At 60.0% G+C, this 21,145-nt stretch carries 20 protein-coding genes; 19 read left to right on the top strand and 1 reads right to left on the bottom strand.

From position 1 onward, the window contains the following. Positions 1-185 precede the first annotated feature (185 nt). The 16 genes from prfA (at position 186) to ACTQ1E_RS06240 (ending at position 16,408) form a co-directional block, all read left to right on the top strand. Positions 186-1,253, top strand: coding sequence for a peptide chain release factor 1 (gene prfA, locus ACTQ1E_RS06315; RefSeq protein ID WP_154518366.1), 1,068 nt, complete (start codon positions 186-188; stop codon positions 1,251-1,253). 630 nt (positions 1,254-1,883) lie between these two features. Further along, entirely contained in the window at positions 1,884-3,134 is a 1,251-nt protein-coding gene (locus tag ACTQ1E_RS06310) for a N5-glutamine methyltransferase family protein (protein ID WP_441565363.1), read from the top strand. A 209-nt stretch (positions 3,135-3,343) separates the two neighbouring features. Then, positions 3,344-4,096, top strand: coding sequence for an L-threonylcarbamoyladenylate synthase (locus ACTQ1E_RS06305; protein ID WP_441049233.1), 753 nt, complete (start codon positions 3,344-3,346; stop codon positions 4,094-4,096). 3 nt (positions 4,097-4,099) lie between these two features. Next, complete coding sequence (glpK, locus tag ACTQ1E_RS06300; RefSeq protein ID WP_441565360.1) at positions 4,100-5,641, top strand: glycerol kinase GlpK; 1,542 nt, start codon at positions 4,100-4,102, stop codon at positions 5,639-5,641. A gap of 123 nt (positions 5,642-5,764) precedes the next feature. Next, positions 5,765-6,412, top strand: a complete 648-nt coding sequence (gene upp, locus ACTQ1E_RS06295) for a uracil phosphoribosyltransferase (RefSeq protein ID WP_040359658.1) — start codon at positions 5,765-5,767, stop codon at positions 6,410-6,412. Between the two features lie 468 nt (positions 6,413-6,880). After that, positions 6,881-7,174: a hypothetical protein gene (locus ACTQ1E_RS06290; RefSeq protein WP_441031998.1), complete on the top strand. Its 294-nt coding sequence runs from the start codon at positions 6,881-6,883 to the stop codon at positions 7,172-7,174. 45 nt (positions 7,175-7,219) lie between these two features. Continuing rightward, entirely contained in the window at positions 7,220-8,017 is a 798-nt protein-coding gene (gene atpB / locus ACTQ1E_RS06285; RefSeq protein ID WP_441032000.1) for a F0F1 ATP synthase subunit A, read from the top strand. Between the two features lie 98 nt (positions 8,018-8,115). After that, the gene (locus ACTQ1E_RS06280) at positions 8,116-8,307 is read left to right on the top strand and encodes an ATP synthase F0 subunit C (protein ID WP_427727739.1); all 192 of its coding nucleotides are present in this window, start codon (positions 8,116-8,118) and stop codon (positions 8,305-8,307) included. A 21-nt stretch (positions 8,308-8,328) separates the two neighbouring features. After that, entirely contained in the window at positions 8,329-8,925 is a 597-nt protein-coding gene (gene atpF, locus ACTQ1E_RS06275) for a F0F1 ATP synthase subunit B (protein WP_427727741.1), read from the top strand. Beyond that, on the top strand, positions 8,918-9,394 hold the full coding sequence (locus tag ACTQ1E_RS06270; protein WP_427727743.1) for a F0F1 ATP synthase subunit delta: 477 nt from the start codon (positions 8,918-8,920) through the stop codon (positions 9,392-9,394). The genes atpF and ACTQ1E_RS06270 overlap by 8 nt, the downstream gene beginning before the upstream one ends. A 2-nt stretch (positions 9,395-9,396) precedes the next feature. Further along, positions 9,397-11,004, top strand: coding sequence for a F0F1 ATP synthase subunit alpha (atpA, locus tag ACTQ1E_RS06265; protein WP_441063903.1), 1,608 nt, complete (start codon positions 9,397-9,399; stop codon positions 11,002-11,004). A 5-nt stretch (positions 11,005-11,009) separates the two neighbouring features. After that, positions 11,010-11,918: an ATP synthase F1 subunit gamma gene (gene atpG, locus ACTQ1E_RS06260; protein WP_441049241.1), complete on the top strand. Its 909-nt coding sequence runs from the start codon at positions 11,010-11,012 to the stop codon at positions 11,916-11,918. Beyond that, positions 11,918-13,372, top strand: coding sequence for a F0F1 ATP synthase subunit beta (gene atpD, locus ACTQ1E_RS06255; protein WP_427727748.1), 1,455 nt, complete (start codon positions 11,918-11,920; stop codon positions 13,370-13,372). Before atpG ends, atpD begins: the two co-directional genes overlap by 1 nt. Positions 13,373-13,377: 5 nt before the next feature. Continuing rightward, positions 13,378-13,770 carry an ATP synthase F1 subunit epsilon gene (atpC, locus tag ACTQ1E_RS06250; RefSeq protein WP_427727755.1) on the top strand — a complete coding sequence of 131 codons (393 nt, stop codon included), beginning with the start codon at positions 13,378-13,380 and terminating at the stop codon, positions 13,768-13,770. Positions 13,771-13,858: 88 nt separating this feature from the next. Beyond that, complete coding sequence (murA, locus tag ACTQ1E_RS06245) at positions 13,859-15,142, top strand: UDP-N-acetylglucosamine 1-carboxyvinyltransferase (protein WP_441017009.1); 1,284 nt, start codon at positions 13,859-13,861, stop codon at positions 15,140-15,142. A gap of 12 nt (positions 15,143-15,154) precedes the next feature. After that, positions 15,155-16,408 (top strand): LCP family protein, encoded by a 1,254-nt coding sequence (locus ACTQ1E_RS06240; RefSeq protein WP_441565358.1) that lies wholly within the window; start codon positions 15,155-15,157, stop codon positions 16,406-16,408. Positions 16,409-16,661: 253 nt separating this feature from the next. Here ACTQ1E_RS06240 and pepT read toward each other — a convergent pair whose 3' ends face one another. Continuing rightward, entirely contained in the window at positions 16,662-17,909 is a 1,248-nt protein-coding gene (gene pepT, locus ACTQ1E_RS06235; RefSeq protein ID WP_427719695.1) for a peptidase T, read from the bottom strand. 120 nt (positions 17,910-18,029) lie between these two features. Between pepT and ACTQ1E_RS06230 the strand changes: the two genes are divergently transcribed. The 3 genes from ACTQ1E_RS06230 to ACTQ1E_RS06220 all read left to right on the top strand — a co-directional run bounded on the left by ACTQ1E_RS06230 (position 18,030) and on the right by ACTQ1E_RS06220 (position 20,934). Next, positions 18,030-18,452, top strand: coding sequence for a metal-dependent transcriptional regulator (locus ACTQ1E_RS06230; RefSeq protein WP_154518396.1), 423 nt, complete (start codon positions 18,030-18,032; stop codon positions 18,450-18,452). A gap of 12 nt (positions 18,453-18,464) precedes the next feature. Next, positions 18,465-19,358 (top strand): homocysteine S-methyltransferase family protein, encoded by an 894-nt coding sequence (locus tag ACTQ1E_RS06225; protein WP_441565356.1) that lies wholly within the window; start codon positions 18,465-18,467, stop codon positions 19,356-19,358. Positions 19,359-19,533: 175 nt separating this feature from the next. Then, positions 19,534-20,934, top strand: coding sequence for a phosphoglucomutase/phosphomannomutase family protein (locus ACTQ1E_RS06220; protein WP_441565354.1), 1,401 nt, complete (start codon positions 19,534-19,536; stop codon positions 20,932-20,934). Positions 20,935-21,145 lie beyond the last annotated feature (211 nt).

Raw genomic sequence — 21,145 nt, 5'->3', positions numbered from 1 at the left:
TATATGCAGGTTTGCCTGCGCACGATATCATATATGGGTTAGACCGCAACTATGTACCCTATACGCGAAGGGATGCGCATGTATCTGAAAATCGACATGTTCTAGCTGGGCTTACCCCGCAACGGCGCCATGCGCCCCATCAATTCCGCCGATTTTCACCTTCACGCATATAAAGGAGTTCCGCCATGCGCGACAAGCTCGAAAAGATCATCAAGGCCTACGAGGAGCTCGAGAAGAAGCTTTCCGACCCGGCCGTCGCCTCCGACATCAAGGAGTTCACGCGTCTCAACAAGGAGTACGCGCACCAGTCCGACCTCATTGCCGCTGCGCGCGAGTACATCGGCGCGCTCGACGACATCGAGGCTGCCAAAGAAATGCTCCGTGACACTACCGATGCCGACGAGAAGGAGATGCTCCAGATGGACATCTCCGAGAACGAGGACAAGCTTCCCCAGCTCGAGGAAGACATCAAGTACATGCTCATCCCGAGTGACCCCAATGACGACAAGAACACCATCGTCGAGATCCGCTCCGCCGCAGGTGGCGACGAGGCGGCCATTTTCGCCGGTGACCTGTACAAGATGTACCAACGCTTCTGCGAGTCGCGTGGCTGGAAGACCACCGTGCTCGACTCCAGCCCCAGCGAGGCCGGCGGTTTTAAGTCCATCGAGTTCAAGGTCGAGGGCGACCGTGTCTACTCCGTCATGAAGTTCGAGTCCGGCGTGCACCGTGTCCAGCGCGTTCCCAAGACCGAGTCCCAGGGCCGCATCCAGACCTCCACGGCAACTGTCGCCGTGCTTCCCGAGGCCGAGGAGATCGACGTTCAGATCAACCAGTCCGACCTGCGCATCGATACCTACTGTGCCTCCGGTCCTGGCGGTCAGTGCGTTAACACCACCTACTCCGCCGTGCGCATTACCCACCTGCCCACCAATACCGTGGTGCAGTCGCAGGAGCAGCGTTCCCAGATTCAAAACCGCGAGGTCTGCATGCAGATGCTGCGTGCCCGTCTGTACGAGATGGAACTCGAGAAGCAGCAGGCCGAGCTCGGCGCCGAGCGCCAGAGCCAGATTGGCCACGGAAACCGTTCCGAGAAGATCCGTACTTACAACCAGCCCCAGGACCGCGTGACCGACCACCGTATCGGTTTCAACTCCACCTACAACGGCGTCCTTCTGGGCGACCAACTCGGTGCCGTCATCGAGGCACTTGCCGCCGCCGAGCGTGCCGAGAAGCTAGCACAGGCTGTTTAGGTTCCGCCGTTCTACCGAACGGCGGACCAGCCGACGCTGCGCGGGCCGCATTTGGACAATCTGACGTTCAACTTCAAGGGCGCGACCAGAAGGTCAGCGCCCTTTCGTTTCACGTCACCTTGTCTCAAATGCGACCCGCTCGCTGTCCGTCCTCTACCTGCGGCGTTGCCTTGCTCCTGATGCGGCATGCTCAACCTGCGGCGCCTTGATGTAGTCATTGGGGATGTTCTTAAATGACTGGGTTGGGCACATTGCTTTGAGATGTTATTCAATCTGTCTTGATGGCCTTTAGGCTGTTTGCCTGCTTAAAGCAATTAACGGTATGCATCCGCTATTGAAAATATTGCTCGAAAAATCGTCCAAGAAGTCGCGGGGCCCTTTTTGGTGCGTCGCACGTCAAGTGATTTGGCAAGTTCTTGGTTAGATATTGGTTAGTTTTGGGGCAACCTTGCCAAAAGCTTGACGAATGCAAATCTAGACGTCGGCGAATGAACACTTTGAGCGAGCCCGGTGCAAAATTCTGGGCTGATTCTCGATAATCGCTTCCAATCGTCTCTCGCCGCGTGCCGCCCTCGCGTACAATCTGCTCCGACATTCGCGCGCCGCCCGGCGCTTAAGAGGGGAGGACCCATGGCAAACGAGATCTGGACCATCAGGCGTTGTCTCGAGTGGACCAAGGAGTACCTAGCCGAGCGCGGCGAAGAGCACCCCCGTCTTTCTGCCGAGTGGCTGTTGTGCGCAGCCACGGGCCTAGCGCGCATCGACTTATATATGCGTATGGACGAAACGCTCGATGCAGCGCAGCTTGAGACCATGCACGCGGCGGTTGTCCGTCGCGCCAAGGGCGAGCCGCTGCAGTACATCACCGGCAGCACGCAGTTCCGCATGATCGACGTCGCGTGCGCCCCCGGCGTGCTCATTCCACGTCCCGAGACCGAGATGCTCGTCGAGGAAGTCCTCAATTATCTGGATGCCGAGGTTCTGAGCCCCGAAGCTGCCACCCGCCAGCGCGTAGAGTTGCCATGGAACGACGAGGTCGAGCAGGCGCGTAAAGCCGAAGTTGCATTGGCTGACGAACGCGCGACTGCCGAGCGCCGTGCCGCCAACCTCACGGCTGCCGATGAGGCGGCGTTGGGCGGAGACGTGCTGGGCAGCCGAGCTTATGCCGAGGAGCTGGCCGATCGTGAGGCCGAGGAAGCCGCCGCGCAGGCAGCTGAGGCCGAGACCGCGGAAGTCGCTGAGCCCGAGCTCGACGAATACGGCATTGCCATCGAAGGCGTCGACCAAGAGACGGCCCTAGTGCAGGATGCCGCCGCGTCTGTGCCTGCCGACCCCCGCATTGCCCGCGTTCTCGAGGTCGGCTGCGGCACGGGCTGCATCTCGCTCTCCCTTGCTTGGGAGCGTCGCGGCCATGTCGCCTGCACCGCTACCGATATCGAGCCGCGCGCCATCGACCTGGCCACCAAAAACCGCGATGCACTCGGGCTGACGTCCGATGAGGTCGCCTTCAGCCTCACGAACCTGGTGAGCTCTATCCCCCGCGAGGAGTGGGGCACCTTCGACGTGCTCGTTTCCAACCCGCCTTATATCCCGACTGACGTCATGCGCTCGCTGCCGCACGAGGTCAAGGACTTTGAGCCCGATTTGGCGCTCGAGGGCGGCGCCGATGGCCTTGATATCTTCCGCCGCCTGCTCAATGCGGCGCCCTATATGCTGCGCGCCGGCGGCCTGTTTGCCTGCGAGCTCTATGAGGGCGCCCTCGACGCCGCGGCCGAGCTCTGCCGCCAGGCGGGCCTTTCGGACGTACGCATCGTCCGTGACCTCACCGATCGTCCCCGCATCGTTCGAGCTATCGTCACCGAGCCCATACAACGTCAGTAAAGTACGAAGCGTATTGGCGGCGCGGCGGCGGGAGCGCTGCGCCGGAAATGTAAAGAGGCTTGTCACGGCTCAATTACCCTTCACTTTCACCGACTGCTATAGCCGCTCACCAAACCAACATGCGCTGTGGACAAATAGGTTAAACGTTTCGTGCGAGAATGCCCCTCAGTAAACAAACTTTCACCAGAGCGTAAGGGGCTGGCATACACATGCAGACGGTCTATCGGGTATTCGAGGGAGCGCGCGAGCCGCATCGGCTCGCCGTCGAGCGTACGGCCGAGGTGCTCGGCCGTGGCGGCCTGGCCCTGATCCCAACCGAGACCGTCTATGGCGTCGCTGTGGCAGTCAACGCCTTCTCGGACGCCGTGCCCCAAGATACAAGCGAATCTCTGCCGTGGCCGCGCGATCCGCAGGCTGCCGTCAACGGCGCCGCGGTGCCCGCGCTCGGTACCGGCTACCGTCGCATCTTTACCCTCAAGCAGCGCGAGCTCACCCAAACGGTCGCCTGGCTGGTCGATGATGCCGAGGCCCTCGACCGCTACGGCGTGGATATCCCAGAAGAGGCACGCATACTTGCCCGACGATGCTGGCCGGGCGCCCTGACTATTGTGGTCAAGGCGGCTCCCTGCGTGCCGACCTTTATGCGTGCCGCCGACGACACGGTGGCTCTTCGCGCGTCGGCATCGCCCGTGGTACAGGCGCTCATTCGCACCTGTGGCAGCCCACTTGCCTGTACGAGCGCCAATACACACGGCGCGCCCGCGCCGGCAAGCTTTGCCGACGTTGAAGACCGCATTCTAGAAGGGGTCGACGTGGCCGTCGACGCGGGCGAGACGCCGTGCCGCGACGCTTCGACCATCGTGTCGTTCCAGCACGGCGGGCTTCAGATCCTGCGCCAAGGCGCACTTCCCGCGCCAGAGATTGAGCGGGTCCTGTCCGACCCGATGCATAGAAAGGTGTAAGCGATGTCGTTGAATCTGGGCAGCCTGGGCATGGAAGATGCCTCGTTTGACTTTGGCGGTTCCTACATCATGGCGCTCGACTGCGGCACCACCTCGGTACTTGCGACCATCGTCGACGAGTACGGCTGCATCGTCGCCCAAGCGCGCCGCAGTGTCAAAACCAGCTTCCCGCGTCCCGGCTGGGTGGAGCAAGACCCCATGGCGGTCCTTGCCAGCCAGATTGCGGTCATGATGGAGGTTCAGTTTAAGAGCGGGATTCATTCCGATCGCATCGCCGCCATCGGTATCTCCAATCAGCGTGAGACCACGGTGGTCTGGGACCGCGTGAGCGGCCAGCCCATCTATAACGCCATCGTATGGCAGTGCCGTCGCACTGCGTCTCTGATCGATAATTTGGTTGAGCAGGGCGCAGAAGAGCTGGTGCGCTCCCGCACGGGGCTTACGCTCGACCCGTATTTCTCGGCCTCCAAGGTGCAGTGGATTCTCGACAACGTCGACGGCGCACGCGAGAGCGCGGCGGCGGGCGACCTCATGTTCGGCACCATCGACACCTGGCTCATCTACAACCTCACCGGCAGCCAGGTCTTTGCCACCGACTACACCAATGCCAGCCGCACGGCACTCTTTAATATCCATACGCTCGATTGGGACGACGACCTGCTGGCGCTCTTTGACGTTCCGCGTTCCATGATGCCCGAGGTTCGCTGGAGCTCGGGCGACTACGGCCGCGTCGCGAGCGACATCATGACCAACATGCCACCCATCATGGGTGTGGCGGGCGACCAGCAGGCGTCGCTGTTCGGCCACTGCTGTTTCCATCCCGGCCAGACCAAAAACACCTATGGCACTGGTTGCTTTATGCTCATGAACACCGGCGACGAGGTCGTCGAATCCAAGAACGGTCTGGTCTCCACCATCGGTATCGCCGCGGACGGGAAGATCAGCTATGCACTCGAGGGTTCCATCTTTGCCGCCGGCTCCACCATGAACTGGCTTCGCAACAACATGGGCATCATCTCGAGCGTGAGCGAGTCTGCACAACTCGCCGCTTCGATTAACGACAACGAGGGCTGCTACTTCGTTCCCGCCTTTGCGGGTTTGGGCGCCCCCTGGTGGGACCCGCGTGCCCGCGGTATCGTGTGCGGTCTGACCGGCGCCTCGAGCCGTGCGACCATCGTACGTGCCGCCTGCGAATCCATGGCATATCAGAGCTACGACGTGCTGCGCGCCATGGAGCAGGACGTGGGGCTTTCGATCGAACGCCTGTCTGTCGATGGCGGCGCGTCGCGCAACGAGTTCATCATGCAATTCCAGGCCGACCTGCTGGATATCCCCGTGCTGCAATGCGAGACGGTGGAGACCACGGCAATCGGTGCCGCGTACTTGGCGGGCCTTGCCGTCGGCTATTGGGAAGACCTGGAAGAGCTGGAGCAAAATGCCCAGATCGTTAGGACCTTCCTTCCCCACATGTCCGCCGAGCGCCGCGAGCAAAACCTTGCGGGCTGGCGCGATGCGGTCAGGCGCTCGCTCAGTACCGCACAGTAGGGCTGCGACGGGCCACTCGATACAGCAAACCGCTAAACTTGTGTATGGCGCGCGGCGGCAACATCGCTGCGCGCCATGCCAGCAAGGTCGTTTTACGGCCGCAACGAAAGGGGCAATCAACTCATGACCGTTACCTACGATGCGTCCCGTGTGACGCTTGTCGATCATCCGCTCGTCCAGCACAAGCTGTCGATCCTGCGCGACAAAAACACCGGCACCAATCAGTTCCGCCAGCTCGTGCGCGAACTCGCGCTTTTTGACGGCTACGAGGCCATGCGCGACCTGCCTATGGAGGACGTCGAGGTCGAGACCCCCATCACTACCGCCACGTTCAAACAGCTCGCCGGCAAGAAACTCGCCATCGTGCCCATCCTGCGTGCGGGCCTTGGCATGGTCGACGGCATCCTCGACCTGGTGCCCTCCGCTCGCGTGGGACACATCGGTATGGAGCGCGACGAGGTTACCCACGAACCGCATGAGTATTACTGTAAGATGCCCAAGGATATCGACCAGCGCATCTGCCTGGTTGTCGACCCCATGCTCGCCACGGGCGGTTCGGCCGAGATGGCCATCAGCTACCTGCGCGAGCGCGGTGTCAAGGACATCCGCATGCTGTGCATCGTCGCGGCCCCCGAGGGCCTCAAGTCGCTGACCGAGAAGGACCCAGATGTGCATATCTATACCTGCGCCATCGACGACCATCTCAACGAGGCTGCCTACATCGTTCCCGGCCTCGGCGACGCCGGCGACCGCATCTACGGCACGCTCTAGTCGCTGGGCATGGGCAGCTGCACGTGCTCATTCGTGCATGATTGGTGCGTGCGGGTGTACGAGTGACGCCTGCACGCATATTTATGAGTGTCGTCGCAGCCACCGAGGGCCCAAAACGCGCTATACCGTAGGTACGGTATAAAGAGTGTCTTAAGAAAATGTACAGTTGTGTATTAACTTACGTTTTCCCACTTGTCATCGCGTATTCGGTTCGTACAATAGTCAACAACGCTGTCGTGCTGCGCTTACGCGGGTGCGGCGGCGTTTGTCAAGTACGCTCGTCGGCCATCGCGACCCATTCGTCCTCAGTGCTCGGCCTTTTGTCCGTTTGACACCCCAAGGGGCTAAAGACGCGATTAAGGTTGGGTGACAGTGCATTGATTTTGCAATCACGCGCCCTAAAATACTAGGACGATGTGAGCGGGGTATGGCTCCATGTGGGTTATATGTCGCGAGAAGGGAACGCACATGCCGGTTGAGCTGGCAGGCCACGTGCCGTTCATCGCAACGGGATTCGTCGTCGGTCTTGTTGCATTTTTGCCGTTGTACCTTGCGCTTGCTTCGGTGCTGGCGCATCGACGCGATGCCAACATGACGGTAGGCATGTTGGGTATCATGGTGTCGTTTGCGGTGCTCTTTATGGGCGTCGTAATTGTGCACCTGGTAGCCCCCGTGGCGCTCATCGCCTTTTTGTGCGGCGAGCTCGCCGGGTTTTTGATTTGTTGGATCGTGATCGCCTGCATGGTGATTATGAAGGATTAAAGGCGTTGCCCCACCTTGGTGCGGGCAAACAGGGAAGGTGGAATCTTGGACGCATTTGCCAAGTTACCCAGCGCGATCGCCGAGCTCGTCGCTGAGTTCTCCTCGGCTCCGGTCGTGGGTGACCTTAACGCGGGCCTGACGCAGTACTCGTTCTGGCTGCTTATCGCCGCTGTCGTCATGTTCGTGGTCTTTTTCGCGTTTACTAAGAAGCAGAAGGTTGTCCCCGAGGGCTTCTTCGTTAACGGCGTCGAGTGGGTCATCGAGTACGTGCAGGACGATATCGCCAAGGGTGTCGTTGGCGACAACTGGAAGAAGCACTTCCCGTTTTTGGCCTCGCTGTTCTTCTTTATCCTGATCAACAACTTTATCGGCCTCATCCCCGGCATGAAGCCCGGCACCGGTGCCATCGGCTGTACCGCCGCCCTCGCACTCGTGTCGTTTGTGTACTTCATCTATTTTGGTATCAAGAAGCACGGCTTCTTTGGGTACTTCAAGAGCCTCGCCCCTGCGGGCGTCGCCTTCCCCATGAACGTCTTCGTGTGGGTCATCGAGCTCTTCTCGCTGTGCCTGCGCCTGGTCACGCTCGCCGTCCGTCTGTTCTGCAACATGTTCGCCGGCCACATCGTCATGGGTTCGTTCGCCATCATGGCCACGCTCTTTGCCCAGCCGATGCTGGAGCACTTTACGGCCATGAACGCCGTGGGCGCCCTGCCCAGCGTGGCGTGGGTTTTGATTCTTTTGGTAATCTACGCCGTCGAGCTGATCGTTGCCTTTGTTCAAGCATACGTTTTTACGGTCCTCGAGGCCGTGTACATTCAGATCGCAGAGGCTGACGCCCACTAGCGGTCGCATTTATTTGGTGTTCGGAGGCGCGGCACCCGCGTGCGCCTCTACAACATAGGTATTTATCCTGCGCACACGCGCACGACAAAGGAGGAATCGTGGGAGTTATCGGATATGGTCTCGGCGTTATCGGTGCCGGTCTCGCAATTGGTCTTGCAGCACTCGGTGCTACGGGCGCTATGGCTCGTCAGCCTGAGGTCCAGGGCCGTGCCTTCACCGTCTTCATTCTTGCATCTGCATTCACCGAGGCTCTGGGCCTGATCGGCTTCGTCGTTACGCTGATTTCGTAATTGAGCACGAAGGTAGTCGCCATGAAGCATTTCAACCACGCGAAAGTCGCTGCTGCGCTGACGGGCGCCATGCTCGCCATGCCGGTGTCGGCATTCGCCGAGGAGTCTGAGAACAAGGCCGAGATCCTCGTCCCCAAGATGGCGGAATTCGTCCCTGCACTCATTGCCTTCCTCATCATCTTCATCGTTTTGGCCAAGTTCGCCTGGCCGCAGATTCTGCAGACGATGGAAGAGCGCGGCAAGCGCATCAAGGACAGCCTCGATGAGGCTGAGACCACCAAGCGCAAGGCCATCGAGGCCCGCAAGGAGTCCGACGCCCTCCTCACCGACGCCCGTCGTCAGGCTGCCGACATCGTGACCGCCGCCCGTCAGGACGCCGAGTCCGAGCGCGCCCGCATTATCGCCAAGGCTCACGAGGAGGCCGAGGACATCATTGCCAAGGCCCACGCCAACGCCGAGGACGAGCGCAACTCCATCTATGCCGCCGCTGCCGGCTCCATCGCCGATCTTTCCGTCTCCGTTGCGACCAAGATTGTCGGCGAGGCTCTCGAGAACGACGACGAGCAGCGTCGTCTGATCGAGCGCTACATCAAGGAAGCAGGTAGCCTGAATGCCTAACAGCCGCATGGAGAACAGGGTTCTCGAGACCTATGCACGCACCCTCCTGGAGGCCGCTAAGGCCGAGGGCCGTGTGTTCCGCGATCTTCACGAGCTTGAGGTCATCGCGAACGCCAGCCCCGAGGTGCTTGCTGTCCTCGGTACCGTGTTCGAGCGCGGCCAGCTCGATCTTCTGCCGCAGATTGCATCGGCTTATCGGATGGTAACCGCGACCGACGAGGACGTCGTAGGCGTCACCGTCACCACGGCTGTCCCGCTCGATGACGAGCTGCGCCGCACGATTACCGAGAAATGCGAGGCCGATCTAAAGCGCAAGGTGTTCCTGATCGAGAAGGTCGATCCGTCCATCATCGGCGGTCTGATTCTCGAGGCCCGCGGCCAGCGTCGCGACGTTACCGTCAAGACCCAGCTGCGCGCAGCGCGTGAGGCCCTCGGTTCCACGATTTTGAATAACGGAGGTGAAGCCTAGTTATGTCCGATACCCTCAATGCCGAAAGCATCGCCCGCGCCCTGCAGGCGAAGCTCGATGGCCTGGCGGCTACCGTCGACACGCAAGAGGTTTCCCATGTTGACGAGGTTGGCGACGGCATCGCGCGCGTCTCGGGACTGCGCAACGCCATGGCCGGCGAGCTCTTGGAGTTCAAGAGCTCCGAGACCGGCGAGACCGTCTACGGCCTTGCCCAGAACCTCGACCGCGATGAGGTCGGTGCTGTTCTGTTCGGCGCCGTCAACGTCATCAAGGAAGGCGACGAGTGCCGTACCACCGGTCGCGTCATGGATATTCCCGTGAGCCGCGCCATGCTCGGTCGCGTCGTCAACCCGCTGGGCCAGCCCATCGACGGCCTGGGCGATATCGTCGCCACGCACCGTCGCCCCATCGAGTTCAAGGCCCCCGGCGTTATCGACCGCACCCCGGTCTGCGAGCCGGTTCAGACTGGTCTGCTAGCTATCGACTCCATGGTTCCTATCGGCCGTGGCCAGCGTGAGCTCATCATCGGCGACCGTAAGACCGGCAAGACCGCCATCGCGATCGATGCCATCCTCAACCAGCGCGGTAAGGACATGGTCTGCATCTACGTCGCTATCGGCCAGAAGGCCTCTACGGTTGCCAACATCCGTGAGACCCTCGCCCAGCACGGCGCACTCGACTACACCATCATCGTCTCGGCTACCGCTGCCGACTCGGCCCCTATGCAGTACATCGCCCCTATGGCCGGTGCCGCTATCGGCGAGTTCTTTATGTACAACGGCGAGAACGGCGAGCCAGCCAGCGAGACCAACCCCGGCGGCCATGTGCTCGTCATCTACGATGACCTATCCAAGCAGGCTGTCGCCTATCGTCAGATGTCGCTGACGCTGCATCGTCCGCCCGGACGCGAGGCCTATCCTGGCGACATCTTCTACCTGCACTCTCGCCTGCTCGAGCGTGCCGTCAAGATGTCCAAGAAGAACGGCTACGGCTCCATGACGGCCCTGCCGGTCATCGAGACCCAGGACGGCGACGTTTCGGCCTACATTCCGACCAACGTCATTTCCATTACCGATGGTCAGATCTACCTGCAGTCCGAGCTCTTCTTCCAGGGCCAGCGCCCGGCAGTCGACGTCGGCATCTCGGTGTCGCGCGTCGGTGGCTCCGCTCAGACCAAGGCCATGAAGCAGGTCGCCGGCAACCTCCGTCTGGACCTTGCCGCCTACCGTGAGCTCGCCGGTTTTACCCAGTTCGGTTCCGACCTGGATGCAGCCACCCAAAAGCAGCTTACCCACGGTGCGCACATGACCGAGCTTCTTAAGCAGGCGCGCTTTAAGCCGTTCGACGTCGCCGAGCAGATCGTTACGCTGTTCGCCGGCAACGAGGGCTTTATCGACGACCTGCCCCTTTCCGAGGTGCTGCCGTTCCGCGCCGAGCTGCTCGAGTACATGAATGCTGGCTTTGGCGGCTTGCTGCAGAAGGTCCGTACCAACAAGATCGACGGCGAGACCAAAGAGCAGCTGCTTCAGGCCATCACCGATTTCAAGAACGAGTACGCCTCCAAGCATGCCTCCACCGCGAGCGCAGCTGAGGGCGCAGAGGAGAACTAAGCTCTATGGCTAACCTTCGCGACATTAAGAAGCGAATCTCCTCGGTCACGAGCACCAAGCAGATCACGCGCACGATGGAGATGGTCTCTACGGCCAAGATCCGTCGCGCGCTCGATCGAGCCACGCAGGCTGAGCCCTACAAGAAGGCGCTCACCGACGTCATGCACACCGTTGCGAGCGATACAGAGACTGCCGGCGACAACCCCATGCTCAAGACGCATGAGGAGTTCAAGCGCGGTCTGATCATCGCGATCACGTCCGATCGCGGTCTGGCGGGTGGCTTCAACGTCAACGTTGAGCGCACCTGCGAGAAAATCGCTCGCGAATGGGCACATGATGGCGCCGAGTGCGAGATCATCGCATGCGGTCGCAAGGCGAGCGAGTATTTCCGCAGCCGTGCCAACACGGTCATGCACTTCGAGGGTTCCTCGGCCGACCCGAGCCTCGAGGATGCCCGCATGATCGCGAGCTATATCTGCGACGAGTACTCCAAGGGTCAGCTCGACCGCGTCGAGATCGTGTACCATCACGCTCGCAACCGCGTCGATCAGGTTCTTCGTACCGAGCATTTGCTTCCGCTCGACCCCGAGATGATCGCCATGGCACATGGCCCGCGCAAGAACGCAGACGAGGGCCCCGAGCGCGTCTCGTCCTCGTTCAAGTTCGTGCCGAGCGCCCAGCATGTGTTGGCTGAGCTGGTCCCCAGCTACATCCTGACCGTCATTCACCAGGCGCTGATCGATTCGGCCGCCGCCGAGCAGGGTGCGCGCCGTAAGGCCATGCACTCCGCCACGGAGAACGCGTCGTCGATCATCTCGACTCTTACCCGTACGTATAACCGCGTGCGTCAGGCTTCCATTACCACGGAGATCAACGAGATCGTGGGCGGAGCCGCAGCATTGGAGGAACACTAATGGCAGATACCACCGTTAAAGCGGCGGTCGAGGAGGCCACGGCACGTCAGACGGCCGGTGAGGGACGTATCGTCCGTATCATCGGCGCAGTTGTCGACGTTAAGTTCGATGGCGCTGTCCCCTCGATCTACAACGCGCTCACGGTCGAGGCCGATACGCCGATGGGTCACATCAGCACCATCCTGGAGGTTGAGTCTCAGCTTCCCGGCGGTGTCGTTCGTACCGTCGCCATGACGTCGACCGACGGCTTGCAGCGCGGCGTCGTCGCGGTCGACACCGGCGCACCCATGAAGATGCCCGTCGGCCCCGAGACCCTCGGCCGCATTTGGAATGTTATGGGCCAGCCTGTCGATGGCAAGCCCATGCCCCAGATCGATGAGTTTTATCCCATCCATCACCCGGCACCTCATTTCGACGAGCTCACTACCAAGACCGAGATCTTCGAGACCGGCATTAAGGCCGTCGACCTGCTCGAGCCCTACATCCGTGGCGGCAAAACTGGTCTGTTCGGTGGCGCCGGCGTCGGCAAGACCGTTCTGATTCAGGAGCTCATCAACAACCTCGCCCAGGAGCATGGCGGCACCTCGGTGTTCACCGGCGTTGGCGAGCGTACCCGTGAGGGTACCGACCTGTTCCTCGAGATGAGCGAATCTGGCGTTATCGACAAGACCTGCTTGGTCTACGGTCAGATGAACGAGCCGCCTGGAGCGCGTCTGCGCATTGGTCTGGCCGGCCTCACCACCGCTGAGTACTTCCGCGATCGTGGCCAGGACGTCCTGCTGTTCATCGATAACATTTTCCGCTTCTCCCAGGCCGGTTCCGAGGTTTCCGCCCTTCTGGGCCGTATGCCGTCCGCTGTTGGCTACCAGCCCACGCTGGCTACCGAGATGGGCGACCTCCAGGAGCGCATTACCTCGACCAAGACGGGTTCCATCACCTCCGTTCAGGCTGTCTACGTCCCTGCAGACGACCTGACCGACCCGGCTCCCGCCACGACGTTTACGCACCTCGACGCCACGACCGTTCTTTCGCGTTCCATCGCCGAGCTCGGTCTGTATCCCGCAATCGACCCCTTGGCTTCCTCTTCCGACGCCCTGGATCCCTCGATTGTCGGCGAGGAGCACTATCGTGTGGCCGTCGCAGTCCAAGAGCTGCTCCAGGAGTACTCCGACCTGCAGGACATCATCGCCATTCTGGGTATGGACGAGCTTTCCGAGGAGCAGCGCCTTACGGTCAACCGTGCCCGTAAGCTCCAGCAGTTCCTGTCTCAGTCCTTCCACGTCGCCGAGCAGTTCACCGGCAACCCCGGTGTCTACATCCGTGTCGAGGACACGGTCCGCTCGTTTGCCGCCATTGTCGACGGCGAGTGCGACGACCTGCCCGAGCAGGCGTTCCGTTATGCGTCCACGATTGACGACGTGCGCGAGCGCGCCGCCAAGATGGAGGAGAAGTAGTGGCTATGCAAATCCGCATCGTGTGTCCGGAGAGCTGCGCCTATGAAGGCGAGGCGGCATTTGTCGCCCTGCCTTCCACGGACGGCGAGTTCGGCATTCTTCCGCGTCACGCTAGCGAGATCTGCACGATCGATCGCGGCTACGTTCGCGTTTGTGATAAGCAAATGGGCACCGTCGACCACACGTTTGCTGTGGACGGCGGCTATGCCCAGGTTGCGGACGATGTCGTGATTGTCCTCGCCGAGCGCGCTTGCGATTTGGCGACCGTCGATGCCGACAAGCTTAAAGCTGATATTCAAGGTTTTGAAGAGAAGCTGGGTAATTTGTCGGAGGATGATGCACGCCGCGCCTACCTCTATAATGAAATCGCATGGTGTAAGCTCATGCTTGCCCAATAGTCAAACGATTTGGCGTTCGACCATTTGCGAACACATCATGCCCGGGATGGCCCAGCCATCCCGGGCATGCTTTTTGAAAGGGTAGACCTTGGATATTATCCGTGTTGAAGGTGGCCACACCATCGGAGGCTCCGTGCCCGTTTCGGGTGCAAAGAACTCTGCACTCAAACTCATGGCGGCAACGCTTCTGGCACCGGGGAAGACGACGCTGCAGAACGTGCCCGATATCTCGGATGTCCATGTTATGGGCAAGGTGCTCAAGGGTATGGGCGCCAAGATTGACGTTCTCGATGAGCATACGCTCGAGATCGACACTTCTCAGGTTGATTCCTGGGAGGCTCCCTACGAGCTTGTCGCCAAGATGCGCGCCTCCACGGCCGTGATGGGTCCCCTGCTGGGCCGTTTCCATCGTGCCAAGATTGCCATGCCGGGTGGCTGCAATCTGGGTGCCCGTAAGATCGACATGCACATCTTGGGTCTTGAGGCGCTGGGCGTAGAATTCGACACTGCACACGGTTACATCAATGCCAACGCTCCTCAGGGGTTGCGTGGTACCACGGTTACGCTCGAATTTGCCAGCGTCGGCGCTACCGAGAACCTCATCATGGCGGCCGTGCGCGCACAAGGCACTACGGTTATCGATAATGCGGCTCGCGAGCCCGAGATCGTCGACCTTGCCAACATGCTCAACGAGATGGGCGCCAAGATTGTTGGCGCCGGCACGCCCGTCGTGACCATCGAAGGTGTGGACGAGTTGCATCCCGTTACCCATCGCGTGGTGGGCGACCGCATCGAGGCCGGCACCTTTATCGTTGCCGGTGCCCTGATGGCCGATGACCGCGGTGTCGACGTTACGGGCTTTTGCCCCATTCACTTGGGCATGGTGCTCAAGAAGATGGAGCTCATGGGCATCGAGTGTGAGCGAATCGAGAATGGCGTTCACGTGAGTCGTGTCGAGCGCATCAGGCCGGTCGATATTCAGACACTTCCGTTCCCGGGCTTCCCGACGGACATGCAGGCGCAGATCATGGTGCTTTCCGCTCTTGCTGATGGCAGCTCTGTGATTACCGAGAATATCTTCGAGAACCGCTTCATGTTCGCGTCGGAGCTGGTCCGTATGGGCGCGGATATCCGCATCGAAAGCCATCACGCCATGATTCATGGCGTCAAGGGGTTCTCGGGTGCACAGGTTACCTCGCCTGATCTGCGCGGCGGCGCCGCGCTCGTCGTTGCTGGCCTTATCGCCGACGGCGTTACCGAGGTCTCGGCCATCCATCACATCAAACGTGGCTATGAGCAGTTTGTCGAAAAACTGCAGGCACTTGGTGCAAACGTCGAGCACGCCACTGTTCCCGATCCCGTCATCTACTAATGCAGGTTGCCTATGTTTAATAATAAGAAGCCCTTAGCGGATAGTCGAAGACCTTCAACCGGCGCACAGGCCAAGATCTACAGTCGCGATAATGTTGCACGCTACTCCGAGCGCGCTCGTCAGCGCCGCCGCGGCCAGACAATCCGTCGCGTTGCGCTTATCGCCGTGCTTGGCGTGCTGTTGAGCGCTACGACTGCCGCCGGGCTGTGGTTCGCCAACATTATGGGCAAGCTCGGCGATTCCAATGTCATTACCGACAATCTGCGCCATATCTTGGTGGATACCAATGAGGCCAAGGATCCGTTCTACGTGCTTCTTTTGGGTACCGATGGTCGTCCGGGCGAGGACACGTATCGCGCCGATTCAATTATCTTGGCGCGCATCGACCCTACGCAAAAGCAGGCTACGCTTATATCCATTCCACGTGATACCAAGGTTGTCTATAACGGCGAAACCATGAAGGTCAACGCCTGCCATACCTATGGCGGTGCCGAGGCCATGGTTCAAGCGGTCAATGAGCTGTGCGGCGTGCAGATTTCCCACTATGCCGAGGTTAGCTTTGACGGTATGCAATCATTGATTGACTCTGTGGGCGGTATCGACATCAACGCCACCGACGATGTCGACGACCCCGAGCATCTGGACATTAAGATTACGGCAGGCCAGCAGCACATGGACGGTGCTACCGCGCTCACCTATGCCCGTTGCCGCTATACCTATGCCGACGGCGACTATACGCGCATGCGTCACCAACGCCAGGTGCTTGGTGCCCTTGCCAACCAGATTCTCAACAACTTTGATGCTACGAAGGTCTTCGACCTGGTTAATTCGCTGTCCGATATGCTTGTGACCGATATGAGCGTTCAGGACATCGTGTCTACGGTCAATGCTATGCGCGGCATGGATGTCGATGGCATCTATTCGGCGAATCTGCCTTCCTACGCAGATGAAACCACCATGATCGACGGCCAGAGCTATGTCTTTGTCTACGAGGACGAGCTTAAGGAGATGATGGCGCGCGTCGATGCCGGCAAGGATCCTAAGGGACCAAACACCATGGGCCTATCCGACGGAACCAGCTCCACAATCGGTGATTTGAGCAACCATACTTCTGACGATTACGCCTACGGTACGGCCGGTTCGTCGGAAAGCTCGGGCGATTCGAGCTATTCGGACGATTCGAGCTATTCGGACAATTCGGATTACAGCTCATATTATTACGAGGAGCCCACTGGCGACGGCAACGGTTACGAAGCCAACTACTAGGGTTGCGCGGGCTTGCCAGTCCGCGCAACGGCTCGACGTTGCGCGCCGCCCAGAGCGACAATTTGTCATTCAAAAGGCAGGGCATGACCAGAATCAATGTCCTGCCTTTTTCATGCCAACTTGTTCGCCCTGGACGTCGCTCGCTGACGTTGATTCAACCAGCGATGCCGACTACTCCCCTTGCACCAAAAAATCGCCCCGTTCTCGGTTTTGAGGACGGGGCGATTTTGCTTACCTAGATTATTCGAGTTCCTTATGCGAAGCGGGCGACGAGCTCCTGGAGGACGTCGGTCATCTTAACGAGCGAGCTGACCGGAACAAACTCATTGACGCCGTGGTAGCAGTAGCCGCCCGTCGAAAGGTTGGGACAGGGCAGGCCGCGGAACGACAGCTGTGCGCCGTCGGTGCCGCCGCGAATCGGCAGCACCTGGGGCTCAACATCGCAGGCAAGGAAGGATTCCTTAGCGACATCGATCAGCTCTGGGTAGTCGCGGACAATCTCGGCCATGTTACGGTACTGGTGCTTGATCTCGACCGTTACGCGCTCCTCGCCCAGACGCTGGTTGAGCAGCGCGGCGGCAGCATCCATCAGATCGAGCTTCTGCTGGAACTTGGCGGCATCGTGATCACGGACGATATAGCGCGCCGTGGCATGGTCGACTGTGGCAGAAACGCCCTCGAGGTGATAGAAGCCCTCGTAGCCCTCGGTGTATTCCGGACGCTGCACGTAGGGAAGCAGGGCATTGAAGTCGCAGAACAGATTGCCCGCGTTAACCATGCGGCCCTTGGCGTCGCCGGGGTGAATGGACTGGCCCTCAAAGCTAACGGTAGCCTCGGCGGCGTTGAAGCACTCCCACTCAAGCTCGCCAACCGGACCGCCGTCGACTGTGTAGGCATACTTACAGCCAAAGTCCTCGATATCCAACAGCTCGGCACCGTGGCCGATTTCCTCGTCCGGGCAGAAACAAATACCAAGCGTGGGGTGGGGCAGGCTGGGGTCCTGTGCAATGCGTGCGACGAGCGCCATAATCTCGGCGACACCGGCCTTATCGTCGGCGCCCAGCAGCGTGGTGCCGTCGGTGCAAACCAGGTCCTCGCCCAAAAGGTTGTTGAGGGCGGGGAGCTTGGCGGTGCTCATGGATACGGGCTTGCCGTCGACGATGCCGCAAACCAGGTCGCCGCCCTCGTAGTGCACGATGTGCGGCGCTACGCCGGCGCCCGGTGCGACCTCGGTGGTGTCGAGGTGCGCGATCAGGCCCAGGGCGGGCTTATTCTCAGAGCCGGCGCTCGCGGGAATGTGAGCGCAGACATAGGCGTTTTCGGTTACATGGGCATCGGTTGCACCAAGCTCGCGCAATTCCTCGGCAAGCACATTGGCAAGATCAAACTGGACGGTGCTCGACGGCACCTGGTCACAGTTGGCATCCTCGGACTGTGTGTTGATCTGGACGTAGCGCAAAAAACGCTCGAGTACGTCGGGGTTCGTGGTGGTGTTTTCCATAGAGACCGCTCCAATCTTGGTTGTCGTGTGCATCAAGAACTCTAGCACGGTATGCCGCGGCATACCGCGACGCTTGGATGGGGTAGAATCAGCCATTGAATGCAGAAGGGACGGATGTTCATGGATACGACAAATAGCTCGCGCGAGCTACATCTAACGGTGGCGAACGAAGACTACTTGGAGTGCATGGTTCGCATCGAAAGCGAGGATGGGGAGACTAATGGCGTGCGGTCGGTCGATATCGCACAGCGCCTTGGCGTTTCGAAGGCATCGGTCAACAAGGCGGTTTCGGCTCTCAAGGCATCCGAACTTGTCGAGCAGTCTCACTACGGCAAGGTTATCCTGACCAACCGTGGGCGCGAGGTCGGTTTGGCTATCTGGTATCGCCATCGCCTGATTCGCACATTTTTGGTCCAGGAGCTCGGCGTCGACTTTGAGCGCGCCGATGCCGAGGCCTGCATGATGGAGCACGCGCTTTCCGAGGACACAATGGTCCGTTGGCTCGCCTATCTCGAAAAGCAGGGAATCAGCATCGAGGAATAGCGAAACATATATATGGATACGAGTTATTACAATCGCTTCGGCGGCGAGGAGCTTATGCGCCGACTTGCCAGCGAGACGCTGCTGGCACAGGGTCCGATGGGCAGTGTGCTGCTGAGTGAATACGGTGCTGCCGATATTCCGCCGGCATTTTGGAACCTCGCCGAACCACAGACGGTTTCTCGCATCCACCGACTGTATGCCGCCGCTGGTGCACAGGTGCTTATTACCAATACGTTCCAGGCATCGGGTTTTGCGCTCGATCGCGATGAAATCGCTCCATCTATGGCAGAGGTTAATCGCGGGGCGGTCGACGATGCCCGCCAGGCAAATCCTCAGCTATTGCTGGGGTCCATGGGACCTATTGCGATTGAGTGGTTTGTCGAGGATTCTTCCGAGTATCGAGAGATTCGCGCAAATGCTCGCGAGCAGGCGTCCTCCCTGCTCAACGCCGGCGTCGACGGGATTCTGGTCGAGACGATCACGTCTATCCGCAATCTGCAGCCCGTGCTCGCCGGTGTCCATGATGCCGCTGATGGCATGCCCGTTCTGGTGAGCTTTGCTATTGATGACAAGGGCGACCTGCTGGGCGATGGCCTAAACATCGAAGGTGCCATCTTGTATGCCGAGAAGCACGGTGCGAGCTCGGTTGGGGTCAATTGCTGCACCCTGACAGCGGCTACCGCTGCGGTACCAAGAATGGTCAAGATGGCCACGACGCCCGTTACTGTACGTCCCAATGCGGGAAATCCGGTCCAAACGCAAGATGGGCCCGTGTGGCACGAGGACCCCGAAGCTTTCGCGCGCGCATGCGTCGAGTGGAAGCGGGCTGGCGCCGCAATGGTTGGTGGGTGTTGCGGAACCACGGCGATCACGACGGCTGCTATGGCAGACGCGCTCGATATATAGAGTCCTAAGAAAAGCACATTCGAATTACCGCCCCAACCGGGGCGGTTTTTTTGTCTATATGCGCCCTCGATGGCTTTTGCCTAAACGGTGAATGCGTGCGCCGGCGGCTTGCCGGGCGCTCGTTGCGGGTATACCACTTGCGTACCATGATCCAAACACTGCGAGGTGTCTGCGTGTGTGCGCGATAATTCATTTTGGAACTGATGGCTGGCGCGCTCGCGTCGGCGAGGATTTTAACGCTGACAATGTTGCCCGTATCGCTGATGCCGCCGGCGAGCTCTGGCAAAAGACATATCCCGGCAAGACGGTATATATCGGGTATGACACCCGTCCCCGGGCGCGCGAGTTTGCAGAACTTGCAGCTGGCGTGCTTGCGGCCCATGGCCTTGATGCCGTGCTCGCGGCCCGTTTTGTACCCACGCCTGCCATCACGTGGGCTGCCGCATACGATGGCGAGGCGTGCGGGGCGCTCATGGTGACCGGTTCACATCATCCGCAGGGCTATCTCTGTCTCAAACTGCGCATGGGCGATGGTTCCACGGCAAGCCAGGACGTCATCGAAGAGCTCGAGGCAACGATGGCCGCCGAACCTCTGGGGCTCGAGGAGCAGTATCGCACGGCGGATATCATTCCCGACTATATGCGAGCGGTAGCATCGTTTGTCGATGCCGATGCCATTCGTGCCGCTCGTCTGCGCGTGGTGGTCGATCCCATGGGGGGAGCGGCTCAAGGTTATCTTGCCGATTTGCTGCGCGAGCTGGGTGTTGAGGTCCATGAGATTCATGCGGGGCAAGCATCGGATTGGGGGGATATCTGTCCCGATCCCGTAGAGCCGTGGGTGGATGCCTGCGAGCGTGCAGTTATCGAAGACGGTGCGTGTGCCGGCCTGGTGACCGATGGCGATGCTGACCGTATTGGCGCGGTCGACGAGCGCGGTAGATATATACATCCGCATCAGATCATGGCGCTCGTAATGGGCGAATTGGTTCAGTTTCGCAATTTGAAGGGGCGAGTCGTCGTCAATCTATCGTGCTCGACGCTTGTACGTCGTGTTGCCGAGGCACTCGGTTGCCGTGTGACCGTAAAACCGGTTGGCTTCAAATATATAGCCGCCGAGATGAAAAAAGACGGGGTGCTTATGGGCGGTGAGGAGGCCGGTGGCATCGGCATTGCCGCGCATATGCCCGAGCGTGACGGCATTCTCGCTTGCCTACTCCTGTGTGAGCTCATGGCAAAGACGGGGGCTTCGCTGGGCGTGCTGGTCGATCAGCTCGAGGAGAGTTTTGGAAAAACAAGTTATGGCCGTCGAGATTTACGACTTGAGGCAGAAGATGCCGAGTCGCTGCGCACGCTGCTTCCCGGTGTGAATCCCAAGTCGATTTGCGGCAAGGCGCCGCAGAGCGTAAGTCACATGGACGGCTTGCGTTTGGCATTTGAGGATGATACCTGGCTGTTGGTTCGCCCGAGTGGCACTGAGCCGGTGGTGCGAGTGTACGCCGAGGGCTTTTCGGTGGAGGAGCGCGACGAGTTGCTTGATGCCGGCTGCGCTTTGTCTCGGGGCGCATATCGGCTTTAGCCATGGGACTGCTCAATATAAAGATATGCTCGGCGAGTGGTAGGTAACGACTGGCAAGCGTCAGCTGCGGGTATAAATGTGTAGGAGTTGTGTGCAACCAGATTCCCGCCCCGCGGGCCCCTCCGGTCTGGCAATATATCTCCTTGCCGCGCGGCCCGGTCGAACCGGGAACCGGCGCAGGCGTGCACCTTGAGAACCGGATACTGCGAGG

It is taken from the genome of Collinsella sp. LCP21S3_C7 (assembly GCF_052118485.1).
Taxonomy (GTDB): Bacteria; Actinomycetota; Coriobacteriia; order Coriobacteriales; family Coriobacteriaceae; genus Collinsella.
The sequence above is the reverse complement of the archived record's forward strand: the minus strand, read 5'-3'. Positions and strand labels throughout refer to the sequence as shown.